Consider the following 23,326-nt stretch of genomic DNA (forward strand, 5'->3'; position numbering starts at 1 on the left):
TAGTTTGTTTTAGCCTTTCAAATAATAAATAAATTTAGTATGTTTTTGCGAGTTAAATAAAAACTGCGTACAATATTACTTTCTGTTAATTATAGTTATGATTCTCTAATGCTTATTGCTCATGTAGCCTTACCAGTACCACTATACCAACTATATGATTACAACTTAACCAAACCTGCCCAAATTGGAATGCGGGTAAAAGTTCCATTTGGTAAACGTAATGCCATAGGTATAATTGTTAGTATAGATCATCAAACAAATATTGATGTTAAAAGCTTAAAGAATATCACTACAATTATTGATAGCGAACCTCTTTTTACTCCAGATATCTGGCAACTATTAAATTGGGCGGCAAGTTATTATCATTATCCAATTGGTGAGGTTTTATTTCATGCGATGCCTGTTTTATTAAGACAAGGACGCGAAGCGAACAAAACTCAAATCACACATTGGCAATTAACCGAATTAGGAGAGAATATCGAGCTGACAGCACTATCACGGGCACCAAAACAAAAATTATTATTATCATCATTTAGAAACAATACTGTTGATTCTATCAACGTAAGTACGACTATCTATAATGAATTAGAGAAAAAACAACTAATAACGCGCGTGAATTGCCAGGCAGATAATATCATGTGGCAAACGAATTTTTCTGCCAATCCAAACTTAATTAAATTAAATCAAGAACAATCTTATGCAATAGATAATGTAAACAAACAAAGCCATATTTTTGCTGTATTTCTGTTAGAAGGCATCACGGGCTCAGGAAAAACTGAGGTTTATCTCAATATTATATCTAATGTACTAGCTAAAGGTAAACAAGCATTAGTATTAGTGCCTGAAATTAGTCTTACACCACAAACAATTAAACGTTTTAAAGAACGATTTAATGCCCCAATAGATATTCTACATTCTCGATTGACCAATCAACAGAGATTAGCTGTTTGGTTAAGAAGCAAAAATGGAGAAAATGCCATTGTTGTTGGTACCCGTTCATCACTTTTCACGCCATTTAAAAATTTAGGCATGATTATCGTTGACGAAGAACATGATAGTTCGTATAAACAACAAGAAGGATGGCGTTATAATGCTCGTGATTTAGCAATTATTCGTGCAAAACTTAAAAATATCCCTATTTTATTAGGTTCAGCAACGCCTTCATTAGAAACTTTAAATAATGTTAAAAACCATAGATACCAATTGTTACAATTAACAAAACGTGCAGGTCATGCTAAACCTGTAAAGCAATCTATTTTAGATATTCGAGGTTTAACACTTGTAGCCGGCTTATCACAACCTTTAATTGAACAAATAAAAATCCATTTACACAATAATAATCAAGTCATGTTATTTTTAAATCGGCGTGGTTATTCACCTTTATTAATTTGTCATGATTGTGGTTGGATTGCTGAATGTCCTCGTTGCGATCGTCCATATACTTTTCATAACCAATCACAAAAACTTAGTTGTCATTACTGTGATACACCAAGAGCAATTCCAACACAATGTCCAAAATGTGGTTCAACTCATTTAGTACCTATTGGTTTTGGTACTGAACAATTAGAAAAACAACTTGAACTTCTTTTCCCTAACACCAAAATAAGCCGTATTGATCGTGATACAGTAGCTAAAAAAGGAGCATTAGATGGTTATTTGCAAAGTATTCAACAAGGTGGTGCACATATTTTAGTTGGTACACAAATTTTAGCAAAAGGTCATCATTTTCCTGATATAACCTTAGTTGGTATTGTAGATGTTGACGGAGCATTATTTTCGAGTGATTTTCGAGCAACAGAGCAATTTGCTCAAATCTATACTCAAGTATCTGGACGAGCTGGCCGAGAAGCAAAAACAGGAGAAGTAATATTACAAACCTATCATCCCGAGCATCCATTATTAAATGTATTATTAAATAAGGGATATCAAGAATTTGCTAAACAGACCTTAAAAGAACGTCAACAAACGCTATTACCTCCATTCAGTTATCAAGCATTAATTCGTGCAGCAGATCGCAATAACCATCATGCACAAAAGTTTTTGCAACTCATTCATGACAGATTGAAAGAGTATGGTGATAATTCTTTATGGCAACTTGGTCCTATACCAGCAAATCAACCTAAAAAGGCAGGATATTACCGTTGGCAACTTTTGTTACAACATACAAATAGGCAGCTATTACAGTTAATTTTAGATAAACTTGTTATTGATATAGAAAAATGGAATGAAACATCAAAAGTAAGATGGAGTATTGATATTGATCCTATGAATAATTAATATATGATAATCGCCGACCGATATTAAAAATCGGCGGCTTAACATAAGATTATAAAGCTATTTTACCTACATTTTTGTCCAATGTTGCTTGACCAATACCAGATACTTCTTTCAATTGTTCTATAGAAACAAATGACCCAAATTTTTCACGATATTCAACAATTTTTTTGGCTTTACTTATCCCTATACCTGTTAATACTTTAGCTAACTCTTCTGCTGTAGCTGTATTAATATTGACTTGTATAAGTTGTTGCTGTTCCTTTTGAGTTACTTCATTTTTAGTTACTTCATTAGATGAATTATCCGCAAAACTTAATCCGGAAAAAGTGATACTTGATAATAAAATACAAAAAATTGAAAATAGTTTCATTTGATTAACCTCTTAATAATAGTTATGCAATTAATATGCTTTTTAACTATCTCATTTAATCAAATGTTAAAGGATTATTAATTTCAAAAATGAAAAAAGTCACCAAAGTGACTTTTCATTTTTGCTGAATTTTGCATTAATTTATGATTTGGATCACAAATTTGCATCTGGCATAATTTCAATCTTAACTTTGGAACGAATATCTTCAGTAAGAGAAGAATATATATTCTTGATATATAATGGTAATAATTCAGACGAAATATCTTTTTGTTCATTAGGTGTTTTTACATCGGTTAATACTACAATAGCAGCGCTTTTATCATCTAAATATTGAACACCAAAAACTCTTTTAGATGTAACTGATGGTACCAAATCAAAAACCATATCAACGATTTTCTTATCTAACACCTTTGAATTTCGAGTAAGTTTATAACTTTGAGAAAAGTTTACATTTGAAGAGCTACCTTTTTCATTTAATTGCGTTAATATATTATCTACAGTTGATGTGAAACGTTCCTTAGCAATATTTTGATAAATTTTTCTATTAATTTCAGCTTGAACTTCTTCAAAAGGTGCTATGCCTTCCTCACGATAATCAACAATTTGAATAACAAAATTAATCATATTAATACCTTGACCAACAGTTATCATTTCTGAAACGTTACCTGTTGCTTTCCCATCAATAATCATTTGATCACCAAATGCAACATCTCTAATTTCAGGATATCGTAAAATTGTAGTGATATCATTGTAATAAGACCATTTGGAATTAACTATATCTAAGTCAGAGTCTTTTGCAATCGCTTCTAATGAATTAGGATTTTTGTTTACCGCAGTCTGAATTTTGTTTTCAACAGAATCAAATATAGCATTCAGTTTTTCATCCTCCAGCTTTGAAGTAATAATATGTTTTGCATAATCAAAATTCATAACTTTAGATTTTTGAATATTATCTAATTTGACAATAATATAACCATCATCAACTTTTATTGGCTTAGAAATTTGTCCAATTTTTTTTAAATTAGCATCTTTAAACGCTTGAGGTAATGAATCATCGATATTAAACCATCCCAATGAACCATTTTTTCCATATGGAGATATACCATCATTCTCATTTACTGTTTTAACAATAGTATCAAAATTACCACCAGATGATAGTTCTTTCATAATATCATCTGCCTGCTCCTTATCAGTGACATAAATTACACTATAAGCTTGTTTTTCTGGGAAAGAATAATCTTTTTTATTTTTTTGAAATTGCTTTTGTACTTCTTCATCACTAATACGAATTTTATCTATGTAATTAGATTTTCTATTTAAAATATAATTAAACTTGACTCTCTCTTTTCGATAAAACTCACTTTTATGTTCTTCATAATATTTCTTTTCATCGTCAACAGTGATTTTAACATCATCCATATTTACCACTTTAGGGCTCAAAGTTGATGTATAAACTGTTCTTGTTTGATCCTTTAATTTGGCTAACTCTGAATCTACAGGTAATACAAAACTTGAATTTACTAAAGCATTAATGACTTGTTGTTGTTTCAAAAAGGTTTTCAAGCTAGCACCATAACTATCGGGTGTATAGCCATCTGCTGAAATACGTTCTAAATATTTTTTATTACTAAATTTGTCATTTTCAAAAAACTCTTGGTCTTGTCTAATGAATTCTTTGACTCTTTCATTACTAATATTTGCATTTAACTGCTCAGCAAATTTATAAGATAAAAAATTCGTAATTTGTGAATATAATATGTTACGGCGAAGTTGTTTGATAAAAGTAGGGTCACCAGCTGACTTTGATGTAACCTTTCTTGCTATTGCTTCAAATTGTGCTCGATTTATTCCTTCTCCATCAACTTTTGCAATGTATTGTTGAGCATCACGCGCATTGTTACCGCCACCGAATCCAAAAAAACCTATCCCTGTGAATATAAATGATAAAATAATTATTGCAAAAATAATTTTAACTACAATATGGTTTGCAGCTGTGCGGATTGTATCCATCATTTCTTGCGATTCTCCATATATCTAAAGATTAATTGGGCAAGTATAGCATATTTACCTAAATTGGCTATTATCGGAACGTTAAGAGATAAAAAAAGATCAACACTAAGTTGATCTTTTTAAAATTAAATACAATTAATTTAATTGTGTCTGAACTGGAATTTTAGATTTTATTTGTTTAGTAGCCTTTTTAGTTGCGTGTTTTAAACTAATTTTATCTTCTTCAAGTTCAATACCAAATGGATTATTTTGTAACGCTATTGTTATTACTTCATCAATCCATTTTACCGGGCAAATATCAATTTCAGCTTTAACATTATCTGGAATTTCTTCTAGATCTTTTACATTATCCATCGGTATAACAACAGTTTTAATTCCACCTCTATGTGCTGCAAGTAATTTTTCTTTAAGTCCACCAATAGGTAGCACTTCTCCTCTTAAAGTAATTTCCCCTGTCATAGCAACGTCTGAACGAACAGGGTTTCCAGTTAACGTTGAAATTAACGATGTACACATAGCGATACCAGCGCTTGGACCATCTTTCGGCGTAGCCCCATCGGGAACATGAACATGAATATCACGTTTTTCGTAAAAATCACCATTAATACCTAACTTTTCAGCACGAGAACGTACTACTGTCAATGCGGTTTGAATAGACTCTTGCATCACATCACCCAACGAACCGGTATAAGTTAACTTACCTTTACCCGGTACACTAACTGATTCAATTGTAAGTAAATCACCACCTACTTCAGTCCATGCAAGACCAATAACTTGACCAATTCGATTCTCATTATCGGTTTTACCATAATCGAATCGTTGTACACCTAGAAAATCTTTTAAGTTATCTTGGGTTATCGTCACTTTTTTCAACTTACTATTTAAAGCTAATTGTTTTACAACTTTACGGCAAATTTTTGCTATTTCCCTTTCTAAGCTACGAACACCTGCTTCTCGAGTATAATAGCGAATAATTCCAATTATAGCTGAATCATCTATTCTAATTTCTTTTGGTTTTAATCCATTATTCTCTATTTGTTTAGAAATAAGATGCTGTTTAGCAATGTTTAATTTTTCATCTTCTGTATAGCCTGAAAGACGAATAACTTCCATTCTATCTAACAATGGTGCTGGAATATTCATCGAATTAGCAGTAGCAACAAACATCACATCAGATAAATCATAATCAACTTCAAGATAGTGATCACTAAAAGCATTATTTTGTTCTGGATCAAGTACTTCTAACAAAGCAGAAGCAGGATCACCTCGCATGTCCGAAGCCATCTTATCAATTTCATCCAATAAAAATAATGGGTTTTTGACACCAACTTTTACCATACGTTGAATCAATTTACCTGGCATAGAACCGATATAAGTTCTTCTATGTCCACGAATTTCTGCTTCATCACGAACCCCACCTAATGCCATTCGGACATATTTACGTCCTGTTGCTTTAGCGATAGACTGACCAAGAGATGTTTTACCTACACCTGGAGGTCCAACTAGACATAATATAGGTCCTTTGACTTTATTAATTCGACCTTGAACAGCCAAATATTCCAAGATACGATCCTTAACTCTTTCTAAACCGTAATGATCTTTATCTAGAATTTTTTGAGCGCCCTCAATATCTTTCTTAACTTTGCTACGTTTATGCCATGGAATTTGTAGCATCCAATCAATATATCCTCTGACCACAGTTGCTTCAGCAGACATTGCAGGCATCATTTTGAGTTTATTAAGTTCAGCTAAAGCTTTTTCTGTTGCCTCTTGTGGCATTTTAGCTTTGGTAATTTTATTTTTTAACTCTTCATATTCATCTGGTTTATTATCGATATCACCCAATTCTTTATGAATTGCTTTTATTTGCTCATTAAGGTAATACTCTTTTTGCGCTTTCTCCATTTGTTGCTTAACACGCTGACGAATATTTTTTTCAACTTGCAATAAATCGATTTCAGATTCCATCAATGATATAAGTAACTCAAAACGTTTTTCCAAATTAGCTGTAACCAGTAATTCTTGCTTTTGTTCTACTTTCAAAAATAATGTAGCGGCAATAGAATCAGCCAGTTGGGAAGGCTCTTTAATCAAACGAATTGAATCAACAACTTCTTGTGTTACCTTTTTATTCAGTTTTGCATAATCATCAAAATTAGAAAGTACTACTCGCATTAAAGCTTCATTTAAATCATCATTTTCGTTTTTTTCATGCAATGTTTCGATATTAGCAATAAAAAAGTCCTCTTCTTTTTGCTCTAAAATATCAACAATTTTAGCTCGTTCAACACCTTCAACTAAAACTTTTACAGTTCCATCTGGAAGTTGAAGCAATTGTAAAATATTGGCAACAGTCCCAGTTTCATATAAATCATCAACATCAGGATCATCTTGGGATGGATTTTTTTGAGTAACAAGAAAGACTTGTTTATCCATTTCCATTGCATTCTCAAGACAACGTATTGATTTATTTCGACCAACAAAGAGAGGAATTACCATATGTGGAAATACCACAACATCTCGTAATGGTAAAATAGGCATAATCATTTGTTTAGTTTGTTTTGTTTTCATTTTTTTCTCTCTAATAGTACAAACCCATTATGATGATATTGGGATTGATTTTAGATATTCAAGCCTATTGTTATGATTCAAATATATACTATTCCTTAAACATTTTGACAATAACTACATGTAATTAGACATAATATAAATTAGATCATGCTTGTTAAAGCATCAACAATAACAAGCATATTCATAGTTAAGCTGACAACTCAACATCTTCACGGTAAATTAAAGCTGGAGCTTGAGATTTATCTATTGTTTCTTGTTCAACAATAACTTTTTTAATATTTTTCATAGATGGTAGATCATACATTGTATCTAATAAAATATTTTCAACAATAGAACGTAAACCTCGAGCCCCTGTTTTACGTTGCAACGCTTTTATTGCAATAGCATTTAATGCATCTTCTGTAAATTCTAATTCAACTCCATCTAACCTAAATAATGTTTCAAACTGCTTAGTTAAAGCATTTTTAGGTTCAGTCAAAATACTAATTAAGGCATTTTTGTCTAATTCTGATAATGTACCGATAACGGGTAATCGACCAATAAATTCTGGAATTAAACCAAATTTTACTAAATCTTCAGATTCAACTTGAGCTAGTAACTCAGACTCCGTTGCTTTATTTTTACTACTTTTAACATCAGCTCCAAAACCAATACCTGTATTAACAGATACTCGATTTTCTACTACTTTATTTAAGCCACTAAACGCTCCACCACAAATAAACAGAATTTTTGAGGTATCTACCTGTAGAAATTCTTGCTGAGGATGTTTACGTCCACCTTTAGGTGGCACAGAGGCAATAGTACCTTCAATAATTTTTAATAAGGCTTGTTGTACACCTTCTCCAGACACATCTCTGGTGATTGAAGGATTATCTGATTTTCTTGAAATCTTGTCTATTTCATCAATGTAAATTATGCCACGTTGTGCTTTTTCAATATCATAATCACAACTCTGTAATAATTTTTGGATTATATTTTCAACATCTTCACCAACATACCCTGCTTCGGTTAATGTTGTTGCATCTGCCATCGCAAAAGGAACATCTAAAAAGCGGGCTAAAGTTTCAGCTAATAATGTTTTACCACTACCAGTTGGACCAATTAATAAAATATTACTTTTACCTAATTCGACATCATTATGACTTGCATAATTACGTAAACGTTTATAATGATTATAAACAGCTACAGATAATACTTTTTTTGCTTTTTCTTGACCAATAACATATTCATCAAGATGGTTCCGAATTTCATGAGGAGTCGGTAATGGTTTACTATTAAATTCTTCATGTGAGAGAAAACTTTTTGTCTCTTCTTTTAAAATATCATTGCATAACCCAATACACTCATTACAAATATAAATAGATGATGGTCCTGCAATTAGTTTGCGAACTTCATGTTCACTTTTACCACAAAAAGTACAATAGAGTAATTTTTCTGAGCTTTCATTATTCACTTTTACCACCTAGCTAATTTATTATGAACGTTTACTATATATGGCATCCACTAAACCATATTCAACTGCTTTTTCGGCAGACATAAAGTTATCACGATCTGTATCTTTTTCAATTACACTAATGTCTTGACCAGTATGCATTGACAAAATATTATTTAAACGGCTTTTTACTTGTAAAATTTCTTGTGCATGTATTTGAATATCGGAAGCTTGGCCTTGAAAACCGCCTAATGGTTGATGAATCATTACTCTAGCGTTAGGTAAGCAATATCGTTTACCTTTTGTTCCCGCAGTTAAAAGCAATGATCCCATTGAACACGCTTGTCCCAAACAAATTGTGCTAACATCTGGTTTTATAAATTGCATAGTATCATAAATGGCCATTCCAGCTGTAACAACACCACCTGGTGAATTTATATATAAATGGATATCTTTTTCAGGATTTTCAGCTTCTAGAAATAACATTTGAGCGATAATTAAGTTAGCCATATTATCTTCAACTTGTCCTGTTAAAAAGATGATTCGCTCTTTTAATAACCGTGAATATATATCGTAAGCTCTTTCTCCACGAGAACTTTGCTCAACAACCATTGGAATCACACCCATATATGGTTCTAAAGGCATTTTTATCTCCTAATTAAACAAAATAGCCCAAACAGATAATTCTTATTTGGGCTTAAAAGTAATCTTTTTATTTAATGAAGCAGTGTATAGATATTAAGCCACTTGCTGATTCATTAATTCAGAAAACGAGTAATTTTTATCGGTTACTTTAGCACTAGCTAATAATAAATCAACTACTTGATCTTCGATCGCTACAGACCGAATATTATCCATCGCTTTCTTATCTTTACTGTAATATTCTAAAACTTCTTTAGGATCTTCGTAAGCAGAAGCAATTTCATCAATTAATGATTTAACCTTTGTATCATCAGCTTTAATTTTATTACTTTCAATAATTTCACTAAATAATAAACCTACTGATACACGACGCTTAGCTTCAGCTTCGAATAATTCTTTAGGAAGATCCATTGGTTGCTTCATGTTTCCACCAAATCGAGATACGGCTTGTTGACGTAATACATCAATTTCGCGTTCAACTAACGCAGTAGGAACATCAATTTCATTATTCTTAACTAAACCATCAATAACTTGTGCTTTAACTTTATTACGAATAGTTGCATTAAGTTCGCGCAACATATTTTTTCGTACTTCAACACGTAAGCTTTCAACTGTACCATCTGCAATACCAAAACGTTTAATAACATCTTCAGTAAGTTCTGGAAGTTCGAGTTCTTCCACTTTTTTCAATGTTGCAGCAAATATTGCAGGTTTCCCTTTTAAATTTTCGGCATGATAATCTTCTGGGAATGTTACGTTAATATCAAATTTGTCATTAGCTTTATGATCTAAAATAGCATCTTCAAATCCCGGAATCATCCTACCTTGACCTAATACTAATACAAAATCATTAGCTTTACCGCCTTCGAATTCTTCACCATCAACTTGACCAACAAAATCTAAAGTTACACGATTTTGTTCTTTAGCTGATTGTTCAACTTCTTTCCAAGTTCCTTGTTGTTTACGTAATGTTTCAATCATAGTTTCAACATCAGCATCAACAACTTCAGATACTGGTTTTTCAACTTCAATCTTATCTAGATCTTTAATTTTAACTTCAGGATAAACCTCAAATTCAACAGTAAAGGTGTAATCTTCTCCATCTTTATATTCTGTTGGAGTATAAGTTGGCGCACCTACTGGATTTAATTTTTCTTGAACAATCGCTTCAATGAAATTTTGTTGCATTAAATCACTTAATGCATCTTGTAAAATGGACGCACCATAGCGTTGTTCAACAATTTTTAAAGGTACTTTTCCTTTGCGGAAACCATCAATTCGTACTTTTTTTGCAGTATTAATCAGCTCTTTATCAATTGCTTTTTTAATATCTTCTGATTTAATGGTAATTGATAAACGTCTACCTAAACCTTTTGTTGTTTCCACCGAAACTTGCATCTTTATACCTCGAAATTATTGAATAATATCTGCTCATGATTATTTTAAATCGATAATTGAGCCAACAAATTTATAAAATAGGCGAGCATTATACCGACCGTAAACGTCTACGTCGAGACATTTAATAGTTTCTTCTCAAGCTCTTTCAAGCGTTTATTCATTTCATCAATGTGTAACACTAACGCAGCGGTTTTTCGCCATACTTTATTTTCTTGCAGTGGGATCCCAGATGAATATACACCAGGTTCAGTGATAGGACGCATCACCATTCCCATGCCGGTAACAGTTACTTGATCACATATTTCCATATGCCCATTAATAACACTCGCTCCACCGATTAGGCAGTGACGTCCAATAGTTAAGCTACCAGCCATAATAACGCCTCCCGCAACTGCGGTATGATCACCAATTATATCGTTATGAGCAATTTGGCATTGATTATCAATAATAACACCATTACCTATAACAGTATCATCTAGCGCACCTCTATCTATTGTTGTTGATGCACCTATCTCTACATTATTGCCAATGACAACGCGTCCTAATTGAGGGATTTTAATCCAGTTCCCTTTATCATTAGCGTAACCAAACCCATCAGCCCCTATTACCGTTCCTGATTGCACTAAGCAATTATCACCAATAATACAGTTGTGATAAACAGTGACATTAGCCCATAATTTTGTATTTGCGCCGATCTTTGTATCTTTACCAACAAAACAACCTGCACCGATAACACAATTATCACCTAATATAACACCACTTTCTATAACAGCATTTGCACCAATTGAAATATTACTACCTAACTGAGCAGATGAATCAATTACGGCTGATGCCGCAATATCTTTAGCTGGTGCAGGTGTCGTATCAAGGTATTGGGCTAATTTTGCATAAGTAAAATAAGGGTCTTTTACAATTAATGCTGCACCTTGCCAATACTTAAGACTTTCTTCTGTCATTACTACGGCAGAAGCTTTACATTCTGATAAATTATTCTGCAATTTTTTATCGGATAAAAAAGTAATTTGTCCAGATACTGCACTTTTCATTGATGCAATACCTGTGATGGTTATATTACCATCACCATGTAACTTTGCATCAAGTTGTTTAGCTAACTGTTCTAAACGAAAAGCAAACATTATTTTTTAACCTTTTCCAATACTTTACTAGTAATATCTACCGCATCTGATGCAGATAATGTAGCCTCTGCTTTTAAAATAATATCGTATTTTTCTGTAGTAACAATATCTTTAACAGCTTCTTGGATTTTAGCTAATAATTTACCCACCTCTTCTGATTCACGCTTGCGGTAATCTGTAGAAAACGCTTGTGCTTTATTTTCAAAATCTGAAATTGTTTTATTTAATTTTGTTTTTTCAGAAGATGATAATGTTAAACCATCTTTCTTTAAACGGGCTGCCGCATCACTAGCTTTCTTTTCTTCTTCACGTAATGATTTTTCTCTGGCTTCAAATTCTTTATTTAAAGCTTGTCCAACCGTTTCTCGTTGAGGCATATTTTGTAACACAGTCATTACATCAATAACACCGATTTTAACTTCTGCATTTGCTATACCAGTAAACAGTAATGCAACACTTATACTAAGAACGGATATGATTTTTTTCACTTTTTTCACCTATGTCTATTTATTAATTTTGACATGGTTTTACCATGTCGAACCTATATTAAATTGGAATTGTTGAGCTGAATCACCATTATATTTCTTAAGAGGTTGGGCATAAGAAAATACTAATGGTCCTAATGGCGACATCCATTGAACAGCTAAACCTGCCGACATTCTTATATCAGAAGGTGAACTATAATCTGGAATATCCTTGTTTTTAAAATTCCACTGAGTATCCCATACTGTACCTGCATCAAAAAATACGGAAGTACGAATGCTATCTGTATATTTTTCTCCAGCAAATGGTGTAGGAACAATCAATTCTGTACTTGCAAATGCTAAAGCATTACCGCCAACTGCATCTTTCGATCTTTTACATTTACTTGTATTATCTAAACCACTACAACCATTATCATTATTAAAATAAACCGCTTTAGGACCAACAGTATTGGCTTTAAAACCACGCAGTACAGTTGAACCACCAGCATAGAAGTTCTCATAGAATGGCAACTCTTTACCACCAAAGCCATCACCATAACCAAAGCGACCTCGAGCTAAGAAAACCCAATGATGTTCAGAATCAAATGGATAATAATAGGAAGCATCGGTGACTACTTTGTAGAATCGGTTATCGAATACAGGTGCTGTTATTTTTGCATTAGCAGTCACTTTTAAACCATCAGTAGGGAAAAATCCTCGATCTAATGAGTTATAAGTCCAATAAGCATTTAGTAATAAATCATTAGTGTCGAAAGAAATAGATCGTCTATTCTTCATATTTTCACCCATAGAGTCAAAATAGCGCCACATTCCATATTGAGCTTTCATATCAGACAACTTATGATTGGCATATTCAGTACCAAAGCGAAGGAAATTATTTTCACTAATTGGAAAGCCTAAATTAGCAGATGCCCCCCATGTTTTACTTGAATATTCTGACTCTTCATCATCGTCATCTGCCTTATAAGTATTATAGTAAACACTACCACCTAAGCTTACGCCATCAACAGTAAAATATGGATCAACAATAGAAATAGAAGCTGTTTTATCAGTATCAGTGGTGTTAATATCAAACGACACACTATTACCAGTACCTAACCAGTTATCTTGAGTTATACCAGCATTAAAACTAACACCACTATCCGAACCAATACCCACACCAAATTTGATACTACCAGTGTTACGTTCCGCAACTTTATAGGTGATATCAACTTGATCATCTATTCCTGGTACTCGTTCAGTATTGGCTTCAACAGTATCAAAAAAACCTAATCGATTTAAGCGTTCCTTACCTAACTCAACTAACCCATTACTTAACCATGCACCTTCCATTTGACGAAGTTCACGACGGATAACACTTTCACTTGTCACGGTATTACCGACAATTCTAATATTACGAACATAATAACGTTGTCCGACATCAACCATGACTATTAGTTTTACAGTATGTTTAGAATCATCCATTTCAGGCTGAATAACAACTCTAGGGTAAGCATAACCGAAATTAGCAAGTAAGCGTTTAACATTATCTTCGATATCTGTTATTTTCTGACCATTATATAAATCGCCAACTGATATGCGCTCATTAGCTATTTTAGAAATCGCATCCTTATGCCCAGCAAAATTTCCCTTGAATTCAAGACCAGATAATTTGTATTGCTCACCCTCATGGATGTTAATCGTTACATAAATACCTTTTTTATCTGGTGTTAAACTTACTTGTGTGGAATCTATATTAAAACGTGCATACCCACGATTTAGGTAGAAACTTTGTAATTCATCTAAATCATTAGCCAATTTTTGTTTCTGATATTTTCGATCACCAAGCATATTCCACCATGGAACTTCATCACGTAATGAAAAACGTGAAATAAGTTCTTCTGAAGAAAATGCTTTAGCACCAACAATATTGATTTGGTCAATCAATGCCGATTTACCTTCTGCAATGACTAATTTTAAATCAGCACGATTACGAGATAACGGGGTAACTACAGCTTTGACTTTTGCATTATACTTACCAACACTGTAGTAAAAATCTTCTAAACCTTTTTCAATTGCCGAAAGCATTGTACGATCTAATGCTTCACCTTCCCGAATACCAGAGCTATCTAAATTCTTTTTCAACATATCATCTTTTACTGATTTATTACCAGAAAAAGTAATACTCGCAATAGTTGGGCGTTCTTGAACATGAATAATCAAACTATTACCATCTCGGGAAACACTGATATCATCAAAATTACCACTAGCATAAAGGGATTTGATAATACGCCCTAAATCAGATTCATTAACATAATCGCCAACTTGAATGGGCATTTCAAGCAATGCAGCACCTGGAGTAACCCTTTGTAAACCTTCAAATTTAATATCTTTTACTATAAAATCATCAACACAAAATGCGTTGGAACTGTACATTGCTGTACCGCTAAACAGCAAAGATGCTATAAGTAATTTATTTATTTTCATTGTAAATGTTTATAACCTCATCCCATCACAATCGTAAAAAATCGTTAAATAGTGCAATTCCCATTATCAATATTAATAAAAAAAACCCGATGCGAAATAATCGTTCTTGGGTTTGTTCTGATAGGGCTTTTCCTTTTATCTTTTCGAGCAATAAAAAGACAAGCTGCCCACCATCTAATATTGGTAATGGTGCAAGATTGATAACACCCAAACTTATACTAATAAATGCTAGGAAATATAAGTAAGATGTGAAACCATAACTTGCTGTTTGCCCTGCGCTTTTTGCTATTGTTATAGGCCCTGATAAATGTTTAAGACCAATAACACCTGTTATTAACTGATAAAGTGAACTTACAGTTATTTTTGTGGTTAATACTGTTTGTTCAATACTTTTACCTAATCCTTCTAGAAAACCGTATTGCTTAACTACTGCCTCTGAGGAAGGATATAAACCAGCTACACCTTCTCCATTTTTCTGAACTGTTGGTATTAAATCAAGATAAATTTCACTATTACCCCGCTTAACCTTTAATACCATTGCATTTGCTTTTTTTATTTCAGTAGAAAAATCATTCCAATTTGTATAAAGATGATTATTATAACTGATAATTTCATCACCTACTTGTAATCCTGCTTTTTCTGCAGCCGATTTTGGTACAATTTTACTCACAATTGGATAAACTTCCAACGTTTTAGGAAGCAAACCAAATGCCATAATGGACGACTCTTTCTCTATGTCAAAATTCCAATGGCTAATATCAGCACTCTTTGTAATTTCTATTGGATTACCATTATTATCTTTATCAATATAAGATAAAGATACACTATTTTTACCTAATACCGATATTAATGCTAAATTTACATCATTCCAGCTATTAATAGCGATATTATCAATAGTTTTAAGCTCTGCTCCATAAGGAATTTGCAATGTAGAAGCAGGAGTATTAGCAATGGTATCTTTTACTTTTATAGGATAGACCATTACTCCGTTTAAAAAAATAATCCAATAAATTATCGCTGCTAAAACAAAGTTGGCAAAAGGTCCTGCAAATATGATTGCCATTTTTTGCCAAATTTTTTTTCTATTAAAAGCAAATTTTTCATCATCACTTGAAGTTTTTTTTGCCTCGTCATTAAGCATTCTAACATAACCACCAAGAGGAATCATAGCAATTACGAATTCAGTTCCATTTGAAAATTTATGTGACCAAATTTTTTTACCAAAACCAATCGAAAAGCATTCAACATGAACACCACATAAACGAGCAACAAAAAAGTGCCCAAATTCATGTACAGTAACTAAAATGCTCATAGTGATGATAAATAGCAACAATGGCCAAAGCAAAATAAATCACCTCTCTATGACAGATATAAAGATAATACTGTAAAAATTGGAACTGCGGCTGTTAAACTGTCAATTCTATCTAAAATACCGCCATGCCCAGGTATTAAATTACCACTATCTTTAATGCCTGCTTCGCGTTTAAACATACTTTCAGTTAAATCGCCTAATACTGAGGCTAAAATAGCAAAAAAAGAACTAATAAAAAAAACATACAATTTTATATTGAACAAATTAGAATAATAAACAATCAAACTAATTAAAAGTGCGACACTAACACCACCAATAAAACCTTCTACAGTTTTACCAGGGGAAACTCTTGGTGCTAATTTTCGTTTACCAAAAGTTCGTCCAGCAAAGTAAGCTCCAGTATCTGTTGCCCATACTAGCACAAATGTATATAACAGCAATATTGCGCCAGTATAACAATTAGACTGATAGTCAATAGATCTTAAAACTATAACGCTAATAAAAAACGGAAACAACGTAAAAAAGGCAAAAAATAATTTTACAGAAATATTAGACCAATAATGTATGGTTTTGGGATAACTCATGACTAAGTATAATGCAACTAACCACCAGATAATTGAAAGTGATAATATAATATTATAAAGCTTGGATTTTAGTTCAAAAGAGATTGGCATAAAATATAATAAAGCTAATAGAACCGCAATAAAAAAAGCAAACATTAATCTTGAATGCTTATTAGTTATATGTAAAAACTGAGACCACTCCCATGCAGCTATACCGCTAACAGCAATCATAATAGAAGCGAATATCGATAGTTTCGTAAAAAAAAGTAGAATAATTACAAGTGGAATTAGCACAATTGCAGCAAGTAATCGTTGAATTAACATGAATGTTCCTCTATAGGTATACCGCCAAAACGTCGTTCTCTGGTATTAAATACATCAATTGCTTTGTCAAATAATGTTTGATTAAAGTCCGGCCATAAAACATCAGTAAAATAAAGTTCAGAATATGCGATTTGCCATAATAAAAAATTACTGATTCTATATTCACCACCAGTGCGAATAACTAAATCTACTTCAGGAAAGTCATGCATACTTATTTCCGAATTAAATCGTTCTTCAGTAATATCATCTAATGTTATTTTACCATCTAAGACTTGTTTAGCCATTTTTTTAGTTGACTCTAAAATGTCCCAACGACCACCATAATTAGCAGCAACATTCAAAACTAATCCTGAATTATCTTTTGTTAATTGTTCTGCATTAATAATCATATTTTGCAAATCATCATTAAATTGAGAAATATTACCAATAATATTTAATCGAACATTATTTTTGTGTAAACTTTTCATTTCACGATTCAAAGCATAAATAAACAAAGAAATTAAAGCGGAAACTTCATTCGCAGGTCGTTTCCAATTTTCACTACTAAAAGCATACAACGTCAAAACTTTTATACCAAGAGTTGCAGCATAGGTAACAATTTTACGTACGGCTTTTAAACCTGCTCTATGTCCAACTGCGCGTAATTGTTTTCGTTGCTGTGCCCAACGACCATTTCCATCCATAATGATCGCTACATGGTTAGGAATGTATCTTTCTTGAATCATGAAATATACCGTATCATATAAATCATTTTATCAACTTATTAAATATTTGTTTAATCACTTAGCGTGTTCCGTAAACAACAATAGTTTTACCATGGGCAGAAATTAAATGTTGATCTTCAAGCATTTTTAAAATTCGGCCTACGGTCTCACGAGAACATCCAACAATCTGGCCTATTTCCTGACGAGTAATTTTAATTTGCATACCATCAGGATGTGTCATGGCATCAGGCTGTTTAGCCAGATTCAATAATGTTTGTGCAATACGACCAGCAACATCAAGAAACGCTAAATTGCTAACTTTTTCTGAAGTTACTTGTAATCTGCTAGCCATTTGGCTAGCAAGTTTCATTAAAATATCAGGGTTGACTTGTACAAGTTGCTTAAACTTCTTGTATGAGATTTCAGCAACTTCACAACTTGTTTTTGCTTTAACCCAAGCACTTCGCTCTGTTCCTTCTTCAAAAAGACCTAATTCACCTAAAAATTGATTCTGATTTAAATAAGATAATATCATTTCATTACCTTCATCATCTTTAATCAATACTGCTACAGAGCCTTTTACAATATAATAGAGAGTTTCTGCTTTTTCACCTTGATGAATAAGGGTACTTTTAGCTGGATACTTATGAATATGGCAATGGGATAAAAACCACTCTAATGTCGTATCCGTTTGCTGTTTACCAATCATTATTCCTTCCTCTCCATTCAATTTACAACCTACACACTATAACAAAGTTGAACAATAAATCATATACTAAGCAATAACGATTTTAGCCATTATTTAACAAGTTTAATATCAACTGTTTGATGTAATTCAGACCAAAAAATTGCCGCAGTTCCATCAATTAACTGAGATTTTACTTGAGTAACCTTTTCTTGGAGGGATTTTTCTTGCAGACCATAATCAGTACCTTCACGTAACACAAAGTGTTCTATTATGTTATCTAAAGTTTGGGAATCAAGATTTTGCCAAGGAATAATCATGATAAATTAATATTATTTGGGATTATTAGTATTCTAAAGTATTCATTTAAAAATAAGAAGAAGCATTTCATTTTTTAATTTTATTTGGATAATAATAATGAAAATAGATCATATAATAAAATTGTATAAATCATCTTAAATACTAAAAAATTAATTAGTTAAAACTTAAAAGCATGCAGTTTTATTTTATTTACATCTAAATAACTTACAATAAATTAAACATTATAATGTTTTTTTAATAGTAAAGAAAAACCACTCATATGAGTGGTTTTAATAGCATTTAAAGTAATTACTATTACTTATAAAAATACCGAGTTATATTAACTATTTAGTTTCAACTTTCAATCTATAACCTTGAGCACCGGCTGTATAACTTGTGTTATATATTGAGTTATGATTTGCTGAGTTGCTACCTAAGTAAATAGTATCACCTTCACCTTTTCTATTTGTTGAAACTGTAGCTAACTCATCACTAGTGGCAACAACACCATCATTATCACCTACGAGTGTCCATTTAAATGAATATCCTGAAGTAAATTCTTGTTCATTTGCTTGATCAAATTTTCCATCGCTATCAGCATCATTCCAAACTACAGCGACAAATTGGTCACCATATTTAGGGTTAACATCAGCGGTAGCATAGTCATGTTCAGTATCTAACTGACCATTTGCCTCAAGTTTGAAGATACCAAGTTTAAAGGTAGAACTAAGAATTGGACCTGTACCTGGTGCTTTATCACCTGGACCTGCATCAACAGAAGGTGGTTGAGTTGGCTCTTTTCCATCTGTAGTTACTTCTGGGTCAGTTGATGACCAAACATCAGATATATTTAACCATTCATTTGTATTAGGTAAACCAAATTCGGTGCGTTCTTGTAATCTAAAACCAACTTTTTCTGCGCCAGCAAATTTATCAGAAATTTCAATTGTAATAGAACCTGATTGTCTACCATTTGCATTTTCATCAGCTGTAAAAGTAGCACCAAGATCATCGGCACTAAATGTTTCCCACTTACCATTTATTTTTGCATAAACAGTAAGAGACTCTTTGATATTTCCATTATCTTTGTCGCCATCTTTATCTAATAAATTATATGAAATTTTCATATAATTACCGACTTGAACGTTATCATTTTCTGCAACTGGATTAGAACCCTCTTTATCAGTAGTAAATGTTACGCTAACAGTATGTTCTGCATCGCCATTTGTTTTGGAGAGCACAGGTGCATTACCATGTATTTGTTGAGTTGTTGTTGCATTGAATGATGCAGCAAATGCGCTACTTGATGCATAACCTGCTAATAATAAGCCAAATGCAATTTTTTTGATTGTTAAATTTTTCATGTTTAACTTCCTATTTTATTTTTAAATTAAATATGTTGTGATTATATGAATACAACACTTTTGTTGGTGTTCCCAAATGTAGACCACCGAATTTACTCGTTAGCCTAAAACCTATATAACTATATTTTCATATTACTATAAACATTGACTAGTTTAGTTATAACTTGCAATGGTTACTTGTAATCTAAAACCTTGATCTCCTGCACATGCTAATGGTGAAGGTATAACCGACTGATCTAAATTCAAATGAGTTGGAGCATTAGCAACCGGTGCAATACCTTTACCTATTGATGCATAACTCAACGTCCTCTTACTTCTTATTGTATAGTCAGCATTAGCTCCCATAGCAACATTAAACCATGGACCATTCGGATTTTGCTCATAACTTGGTAATGCGGAGGTTGCTGCATTGCCAGGACAAGCTTCATCATTAGAACCAACAAGCGACCAAATAATAAATGGGTCTTGAAGTTCCTGTCCATTAACATCATAAGCCTTCACATGGTATTTACTATCTACTTTCCACTCTTTAATAGCATTTGGATCAAACTCTAGTGAATTACCTTTGTTTTCAGCTACTAATATGCCACCTTCTTGATAAACTTTTATAGCATTAGCTTGACCACCAGTAAAATTAACTTTAGCTGTATTGAAAGAGGTACCAAATTTATCAATGGTAATTGTAAAATCGACAGCGCCTGCAAAATTAGAGGCAACATCTAAAATATAACTATCACCTATTACTTCAGTATTAGCTGCCGTTGCAGCATTAGAAGATACTTTTTGCCCTTTCTTAACTTTTTCAAATCTTTTTACAATGACACAAGGCTCTTGCGATGGACAAACATTAACATTACCTGACGTTCCATCAACTAAAGCTACTTTTTCACCATTCCCTGTGGTGGCTGACCACCCTTTTAATACTGACGAAAAATTATCTGGTATACTATTCATTAGTTCTTCATCACTGAAACCTTCTACATCTTTTTCGGAGGTAATCGATCCAATGTCTACTTTAGGTTTAAATAATGTCGCTAAGATAGTAATTGCGCTTTTACCATCCGCAGGTCTGTTAGCCACTGGTGCCTTATTTCCGTTTTCATCAATTACCCAGACCCCAATTTTACGCGTATTTAGATTCGGTAATACTTCAAATGAAATTGAGTTAGATATTGCAGATCTGCCTTTTTCGTCAGTAACTGTTACCGCTAATGTATATTTACCCTTAGTTTTTATAGGCCGACGTTGACCAGCAGAATCAACATAATCAGGTGCTACAATTTTCCAATTGTTAATATTGGCATGAGGTGTTAACCAATTTGAAGAACCACAAGTTCCAGTTGTAAAACAAAGGAAACCACCTGCCGCATCAATTTCCATCATATCACCAGACCATGAAACACTACGTATGCCTTTAGCATTATGAACTCCAATGCTGACATCATATGTCTCACCTTCCAATAATTCCAGTGATTCAAGCCCCAAATCGACAGTCATTTTCTTTTCTTTATATTCAAGAACAATGTAATTATTACGATCAACAAGATCATAACGACTGCCTTTTAATGAACGAGCAGCTTGAACCATATCAGGATCCATCTGGTCTTTTAAAGGCATTCCAATACGATAATTCATGGTCAATTCAGCTTTAGTTTCCTTTTTACTATCTTGACCACGTTTATGTTCTGCTTTAACTGTAAATAGAGGGACAGGCGTATAATCAATACTCGCGGTTATCGCTCTAGGATCTTTTTGTAAATTATCTTTACCAAATAATGCTACTTTATCACCATAGTATTGTTCATACATTAATGAACCACCTAAGTGTGGGTATTGTGGCAAGTATCCTTGAAAACGAACATCAAAGCCTCTTGCTGCACGTTCTAAATAATCATCAAAATCTTTTGAATTTTTCCAATCAGATAGTGGATGATAATAGTTAACGGCAAACTTCATATAATCTGTCCAAGCTTCAACACCAACACCTAATCGGTTATGAGAACGTTGAAAATCGTGGTCTAAAAACACGTTATAGCCTAATAACCATGTTTTGTCAGCTACATCCCAGCGTTGCCCAATACCGAAGTTACCAATACGTCGGTTATGCTCATATTCTTGGAAAGATAATTGAGTAAAAATCAATGTATCTTCGGTGTCGTACCATGGGCTAAATAATTTGGCATTGATATTATTAAATGAGCCTTTGTCACTTATATCAAACTGTAATTGTGCTGTACCAAATTTTCCTAAAAAGTCTTGCGCAGCACCTTTTAATGGATCAACAACTTGGTTTTTTACACTACTACGAACATAATCTTCAGCATAATCTTTAGCTTTATTTCTTACATGACCAGATATACCGCCATTTTCAGAAGAAGTGATTTGTTTCCAATCTTGAGTAGCTAAAGTTTGTAAAGTTGATGCAACCTGAGTTGCTAAAGCGTCTTTATCCGCTTTAGGGTCATAATTATCATCTGAACCTAATTTAGGCAAATTCGCATATTTATCTTGATTATTGGTATTAGAATCTGATTTTTTTAGTGCAGGTAATATCGGAGAATTCTCAGGCAGAACTAAACGCTCGCCCACTTCTACCGTGTCTTTTTTGTCAAAACGCCCAGCATTCATCTCTCTTAATTCAGGTACAGAGATACTGCTTAAAAGTGCTATTTGATATAGGCTACGCTTTTGGTTATTAACCATTTCGCGAACCTTTGTACCATCTTTTAATTCGATCACTTTATTACTATCAACTGCTGTTACTGTTTCAGAAACAGTATTATCGACTGCCCAGCTCGTTTGACAGCCTAAAGCCATGATAATCAGTGTAGAGATAATTTTTAAATTAAGATTATTTCTCATCTTAATTATTCCTTATATTTCATCGACACAATGCTACACAGTAACAAGTTCTTTTTTTATTCGTTAATAAAGCCCATCTACCATTAAATTTTATTATTAATTTATTGTGATAAAAATGCTTTAAATTTGTTTTCTTTCTATAATTTATTATTTAAGGATTTTAAAATCATTTAAAGTCCTTTATACGCGATGAATGATATTACAAATTTGTCATTTATCAAAATAAATTTACATTTTTTTTGTTTAATTTTGTAAAAAAATATAATTTATCTATATTTCAAAAAGTTAAGTAGAAAGGTGATTATGTGATTGTGTTAAGATAACTGTTTAACTTAATAAACTTTGTAATAATTAATTAAAAAATTACTTTTTTGTTATGATTTAGAGTATGTAACAAATTGATTGGATGAAAAAAACAGACAAAC

General features: G+C 32.6%; 17 protein-coding genes. 1 reads left to right on the forward strand and 16 read right to left on the reverse strand.

All coding sequences use genetic code 11. The features are described 5' to 3' along the window. Positions 1 to 108 precede the first annotated feature (108 nt). The gene (gene priA / locus GAPWK_RS11640) at positions 109 to 2,277 is read left to right on the forward strand and encodes a primosomal protein N' (RefSeq protein ID WP_025316399.1); all 2,169 of its coding nucleotides are present in this window, start codon (positions 109 to 111) and stop codon (positions 2,275 to 2,277) included. Positions 2,278 to 2,326: 49 nt separating this feature from the next. Here priA and GAPWK_RS11645 read toward each other — a convergent pair whose 3' ends face one another. The 16 genes from GAPWK_RS11645 to GAPWK_RS14325 all read right to left on the reverse strand — a co-directional run bounded on the left by GAPWK_RS11645 (position 2,327) and on the right by GAPWK_RS14325 (position 22,901). Further along, positions 2,327 to 2,647 carry a ComEA family DNA-binding protein gene (locus GAPWK_RS11645; RefSeq protein ID WP_025316400.1) on the reverse strand — a complete coding sequence of 107 codons (321 nt, stop codon included), beginning with the start codon at positions 2,645 to 2,647 and terminating at the stop codon, positions 2,327 to 2,329. Positions 2,648 to 2,800: 153 nt separating this feature from the next. Further along, positions 2,801 to 4,660 carry a SurA N-terminal domain-containing protein gene (locus GAPWK_RS11650; RefSeq protein ID WP_025316401.1) on the reverse strand — a complete coding sequence of 620 codons (1,860 nt, stop codon included), beginning with the start codon at positions 4,658 to 4,660 and terminating at the stop codon, positions 2,801 to 2,803. A gap of 132 nt (positions 4,661 to 4,792) precedes the next feature. Next, complete coding sequence (lon, locus tag GAPWK_RS11655) at positions 4,793 to 7,228, reverse strand: endopeptidase La (RefSeq protein WP_025316402.1); 2,436 nt, start codon at positions 7,226 to 7,228, stop codon at positions 4,793 to 4,795. A gap of 187 nt (positions 7,229 to 7,415) precedes the next feature. After that, positions 7,416 to 8,690, reverse strand: a complete 1,275-nt coding sequence (clpX, locus tag GAPWK_RS11660) for an ATP-dependent protease ATP-binding subunit ClpX (RefSeq protein ID WP_038517529.1) — start codon at positions 8,688 to 8,690, stop codon at positions 7,416 to 7,418. Between the two features lie 12 nt (positions 8,691 to 8,702). Continuing rightward, positions 8,703 to 9,305 carry an ATP-dependent Clp endopeptidase proteolytic subunit ClpP gene (gene clpP / locus GAPWK_RS11665; protein ID WP_038517532.1) on the reverse strand — a complete coding sequence of 201 codons (603 nt, stop codon included), beginning with the start codon at positions 9,303 to 9,305 and terminating at the stop codon, positions 8,703 to 8,705. Positions 9,306 to 9,398: 93 nt separating this feature from the next. Continuing rightward, a complete protein-coding gene (gene tig / locus GAPWK_RS11670) occupies positions 9,399 to 10,700 on the reverse strand; it encodes a trigger factor (RefSeq protein ID WP_025316404.1) in 1,302 nt (433 codons plus the stop codon). A 107-nt stretch (positions 10,701 to 10,807) separates the two neighbouring features. Next, positions 10,808 to 11,836 (reverse strand): UDP-3-O-(3-hydroxymyristoyl)glucosamine N-acyltransferase, encoded by a 1,029-nt coding sequence (gene lpxD, locus GAPWK_RS11675; protein WP_025316405.1) that lies wholly within the window; start codon positions 11,834 to 11,836, stop codon positions 10,808 to 10,810. Further along, positions 11,836 to 12,324, reverse strand: coding sequence for an OmpH family outer membrane protein (locus GAPWK_RS11680; RefSeq protein WP_025316406.1), 489 nt, complete (start codon positions 12,322 to 12,324; stop codon positions 11,836 to 11,838). The genes lpxD and GAPWK_RS11680 overlap by 1 nt, the downstream gene beginning before the upstream one ends. Positions 12,325 to 12,363: 39 nt before the next feature. After that, on the reverse strand, positions 12,364 to 14,787 hold the full coding sequence (gene bamA / locus GAPWK_RS11685) for an outer membrane protein assembly factor BamA (RefSeq protein WP_025316407.1): 2,424 nt from the start codon (positions 14,785 to 14,787) through the stop codon (positions 12,364 to 12,366). Between the two features lie 25 nt (positions 14,788 to 14,812). Beyond that, positions 14,813 to 16,132: an RIP metalloprotease RseP gene (gene rseP, locus GAPWK_RS11690; protein ID WP_025316408.1), complete on the reverse strand. Its 1,320-nt coding sequence runs from the start codon at positions 16,130 to 16,132 to the stop codon at positions 14,813 to 14,815. 14 nt (positions 16,133 to 16,146) lie between these two features. Next, positions 16,147 to 16,986 (reverse strand): phosphatidate cytidylyltransferase, encoded by an 840-nt coding sequence (locus tag GAPWK_RS11695; protein ID WP_025316409.1) that lies wholly within the window; start codon positions 16,984 to 16,986, stop codon positions 16,147 to 16,149. Further along, positions 16,980 to 17,711: an isoprenyl transferase gene (locus GAPWK_RS11700; protein WP_025316410.1), complete on the reverse strand. Its 732-nt coding sequence runs from the start codon at positions 17,709 to 17,711 to the stop codon at positions 16,980 to 16,982. Before GAPWK_RS11700 ends, GAPWK_RS11695 begins: the two co-directional genes overlap by 7 nt. A gap of 58 nt (positions 17,712 to 17,769) precedes the next feature. Beyond that, positions 17,770 to 18,402: a cAMP-activated global transcriptional regulator CRP gene (gene crp / locus GAPWK_RS11705; protein ID WP_025316411.1), complete on the reverse strand. Its 633-nt coding sequence runs from the start codon at positions 18,400 to 18,402 to the stop codon at positions 17,770 to 17,772. 86 nt (positions 18,403 to 18,488) lie between these two features. After that, positions 18,489 to 18,695, reverse strand: coding sequence for a YheU family protein (locus GAPWK_RS11710; protein ID WP_025316412.1), 207 nt, complete (start codon positions 18,693 to 18,695; stop codon positions 18,489 to 18,491). 324 nt (positions 18,696 to 19,019) lie between these two features. After that, on the reverse strand, positions 19,020 to 20,039 hold the full coding sequence (locus tag GAPWK_RS11715; RefSeq protein WP_025316413.1) for a hypothetical protein: 1,020 nt from the start codon (positions 20,037 to 20,039) through the stop codon (positions 19,020 to 19,022). Between the two features lie 153 nt (positions 20,040 to 20,192). After that, on the reverse strand, positions 20,193 to 22,901 hold the full coding sequence (locus GAPWK_RS14325; RefSeq protein ID WP_025316414.1) for an inverse autotransporter beta domain-containing protein: 2,709 nt from the start codon (positions 22,899 to 22,901) through the stop codon (positions 20,193 to 20,195). Positions 22,902 to 23,326: the final 425 nt, after the last annotated feature.

Source organism: Gilliamella apicola (assembly GCF_000599985.1).
GTDB classification, from domain to species: Bacteria; Pseudomonadota; Gammaproteobacteria; order Enterobacterales; family Orbaceae; genus Gilliamella; species Gilliamella apicola.

What these genes read in the sequence shown, in the direction of transcription:
- clpP (WP_038517532.1), bottom strand. Translation starts at nt 9,305, where the DNA reads ATGCCTTTAGAACCATATATGGGTGTGATTCCAATGGTTGTTGAGCAA.
- GAPWK_RS14325 (WP_025316414.1), bottom strand. Translation starts at nt 22,901, where the DNA reads ATGAGAAATAATCTTAATTTAAAAATTATCTCTACACTGATTATCATG.
- priA (WP_025316399.1), top strand. Translation starts at nt 109, where the DNA reads ATGCTTATTGCTCATGTAGCCTTACCAGTACCACTATACCAACTATAT.
- GAPWK_RS11715 (WP_025316413.1), bottom strand. Translation starts at nt 20,039, where the DNA reads ATGAAAAATTTAACAATCAAAAAAATTGCATTTGGCTTATTATTAGCA.
- lon (WP_025316402.1), bottom strand. Translation starts at nt 7,228, where the DNA reads ATGAAAACAAAACAAACTAAACAAATGATTATGCCTATTTTACCATTA.
- GAPWK_RS11645 (WP_025316400.1), bottom strand. Translation starts at nt 2,647, where the DNA reads ATGAAACTATTTTCAATTTTTTGTATTTTATTATCAAGTATCACTTTT.
- tig (WP_025316404.1), bottom strand. Translation starts at nt 10,700, where the DNA reads ATGCAAGTTTCGGTGGAAACAACAAAAGGTTTAGGTAGACGTTTATCA.
- GAPWK_RS11710 (WP_025316412.1), bottom strand. Translation starts at nt 18,695, where the DNA reads ATGATTATTCCTTGGCAAAATCTTGATTCCCAAACTTTAGATAACATA.
- GAPWK_RS11700 (WP_025316410.1), bottom strand. Translation starts at nt 17,711, where the DNA reads ATGATTCAAGAAAGATACATTCCTAACCATGTAGCGATCATTATGGAT.
- GAPWK_RS11695 (WP_025316409.1), bottom strand. Translation starts at nt 16,986, where the DNA reads ATGTTAATTCAACGATTACTTGCTGCAATTGTGCTAATTCCACTTGTA.
- GAPWK_RS11650 (WP_025316401.1), bottom strand. Translation starts at nt 4,660, where the DNA reads ATGATGGATACAATCCGCACAGCTGCAAACCATATTGTAGTTAAAATT.
- bamA (WP_025316407.1), bottom strand. Translation starts at nt 14,787, where the DNA reads ATGAAAATAAATAAATTACTTATAGCATCTTTGCTGTTTAGCGGTACA.
- lpxD (WP_025316405.1), bottom strand. Translation starts at nt 11,836, where the DNA reads ATGTTTGCTTTTCGTTTAGAACAGTTAGCTAAACAACTTGATGCAAAG.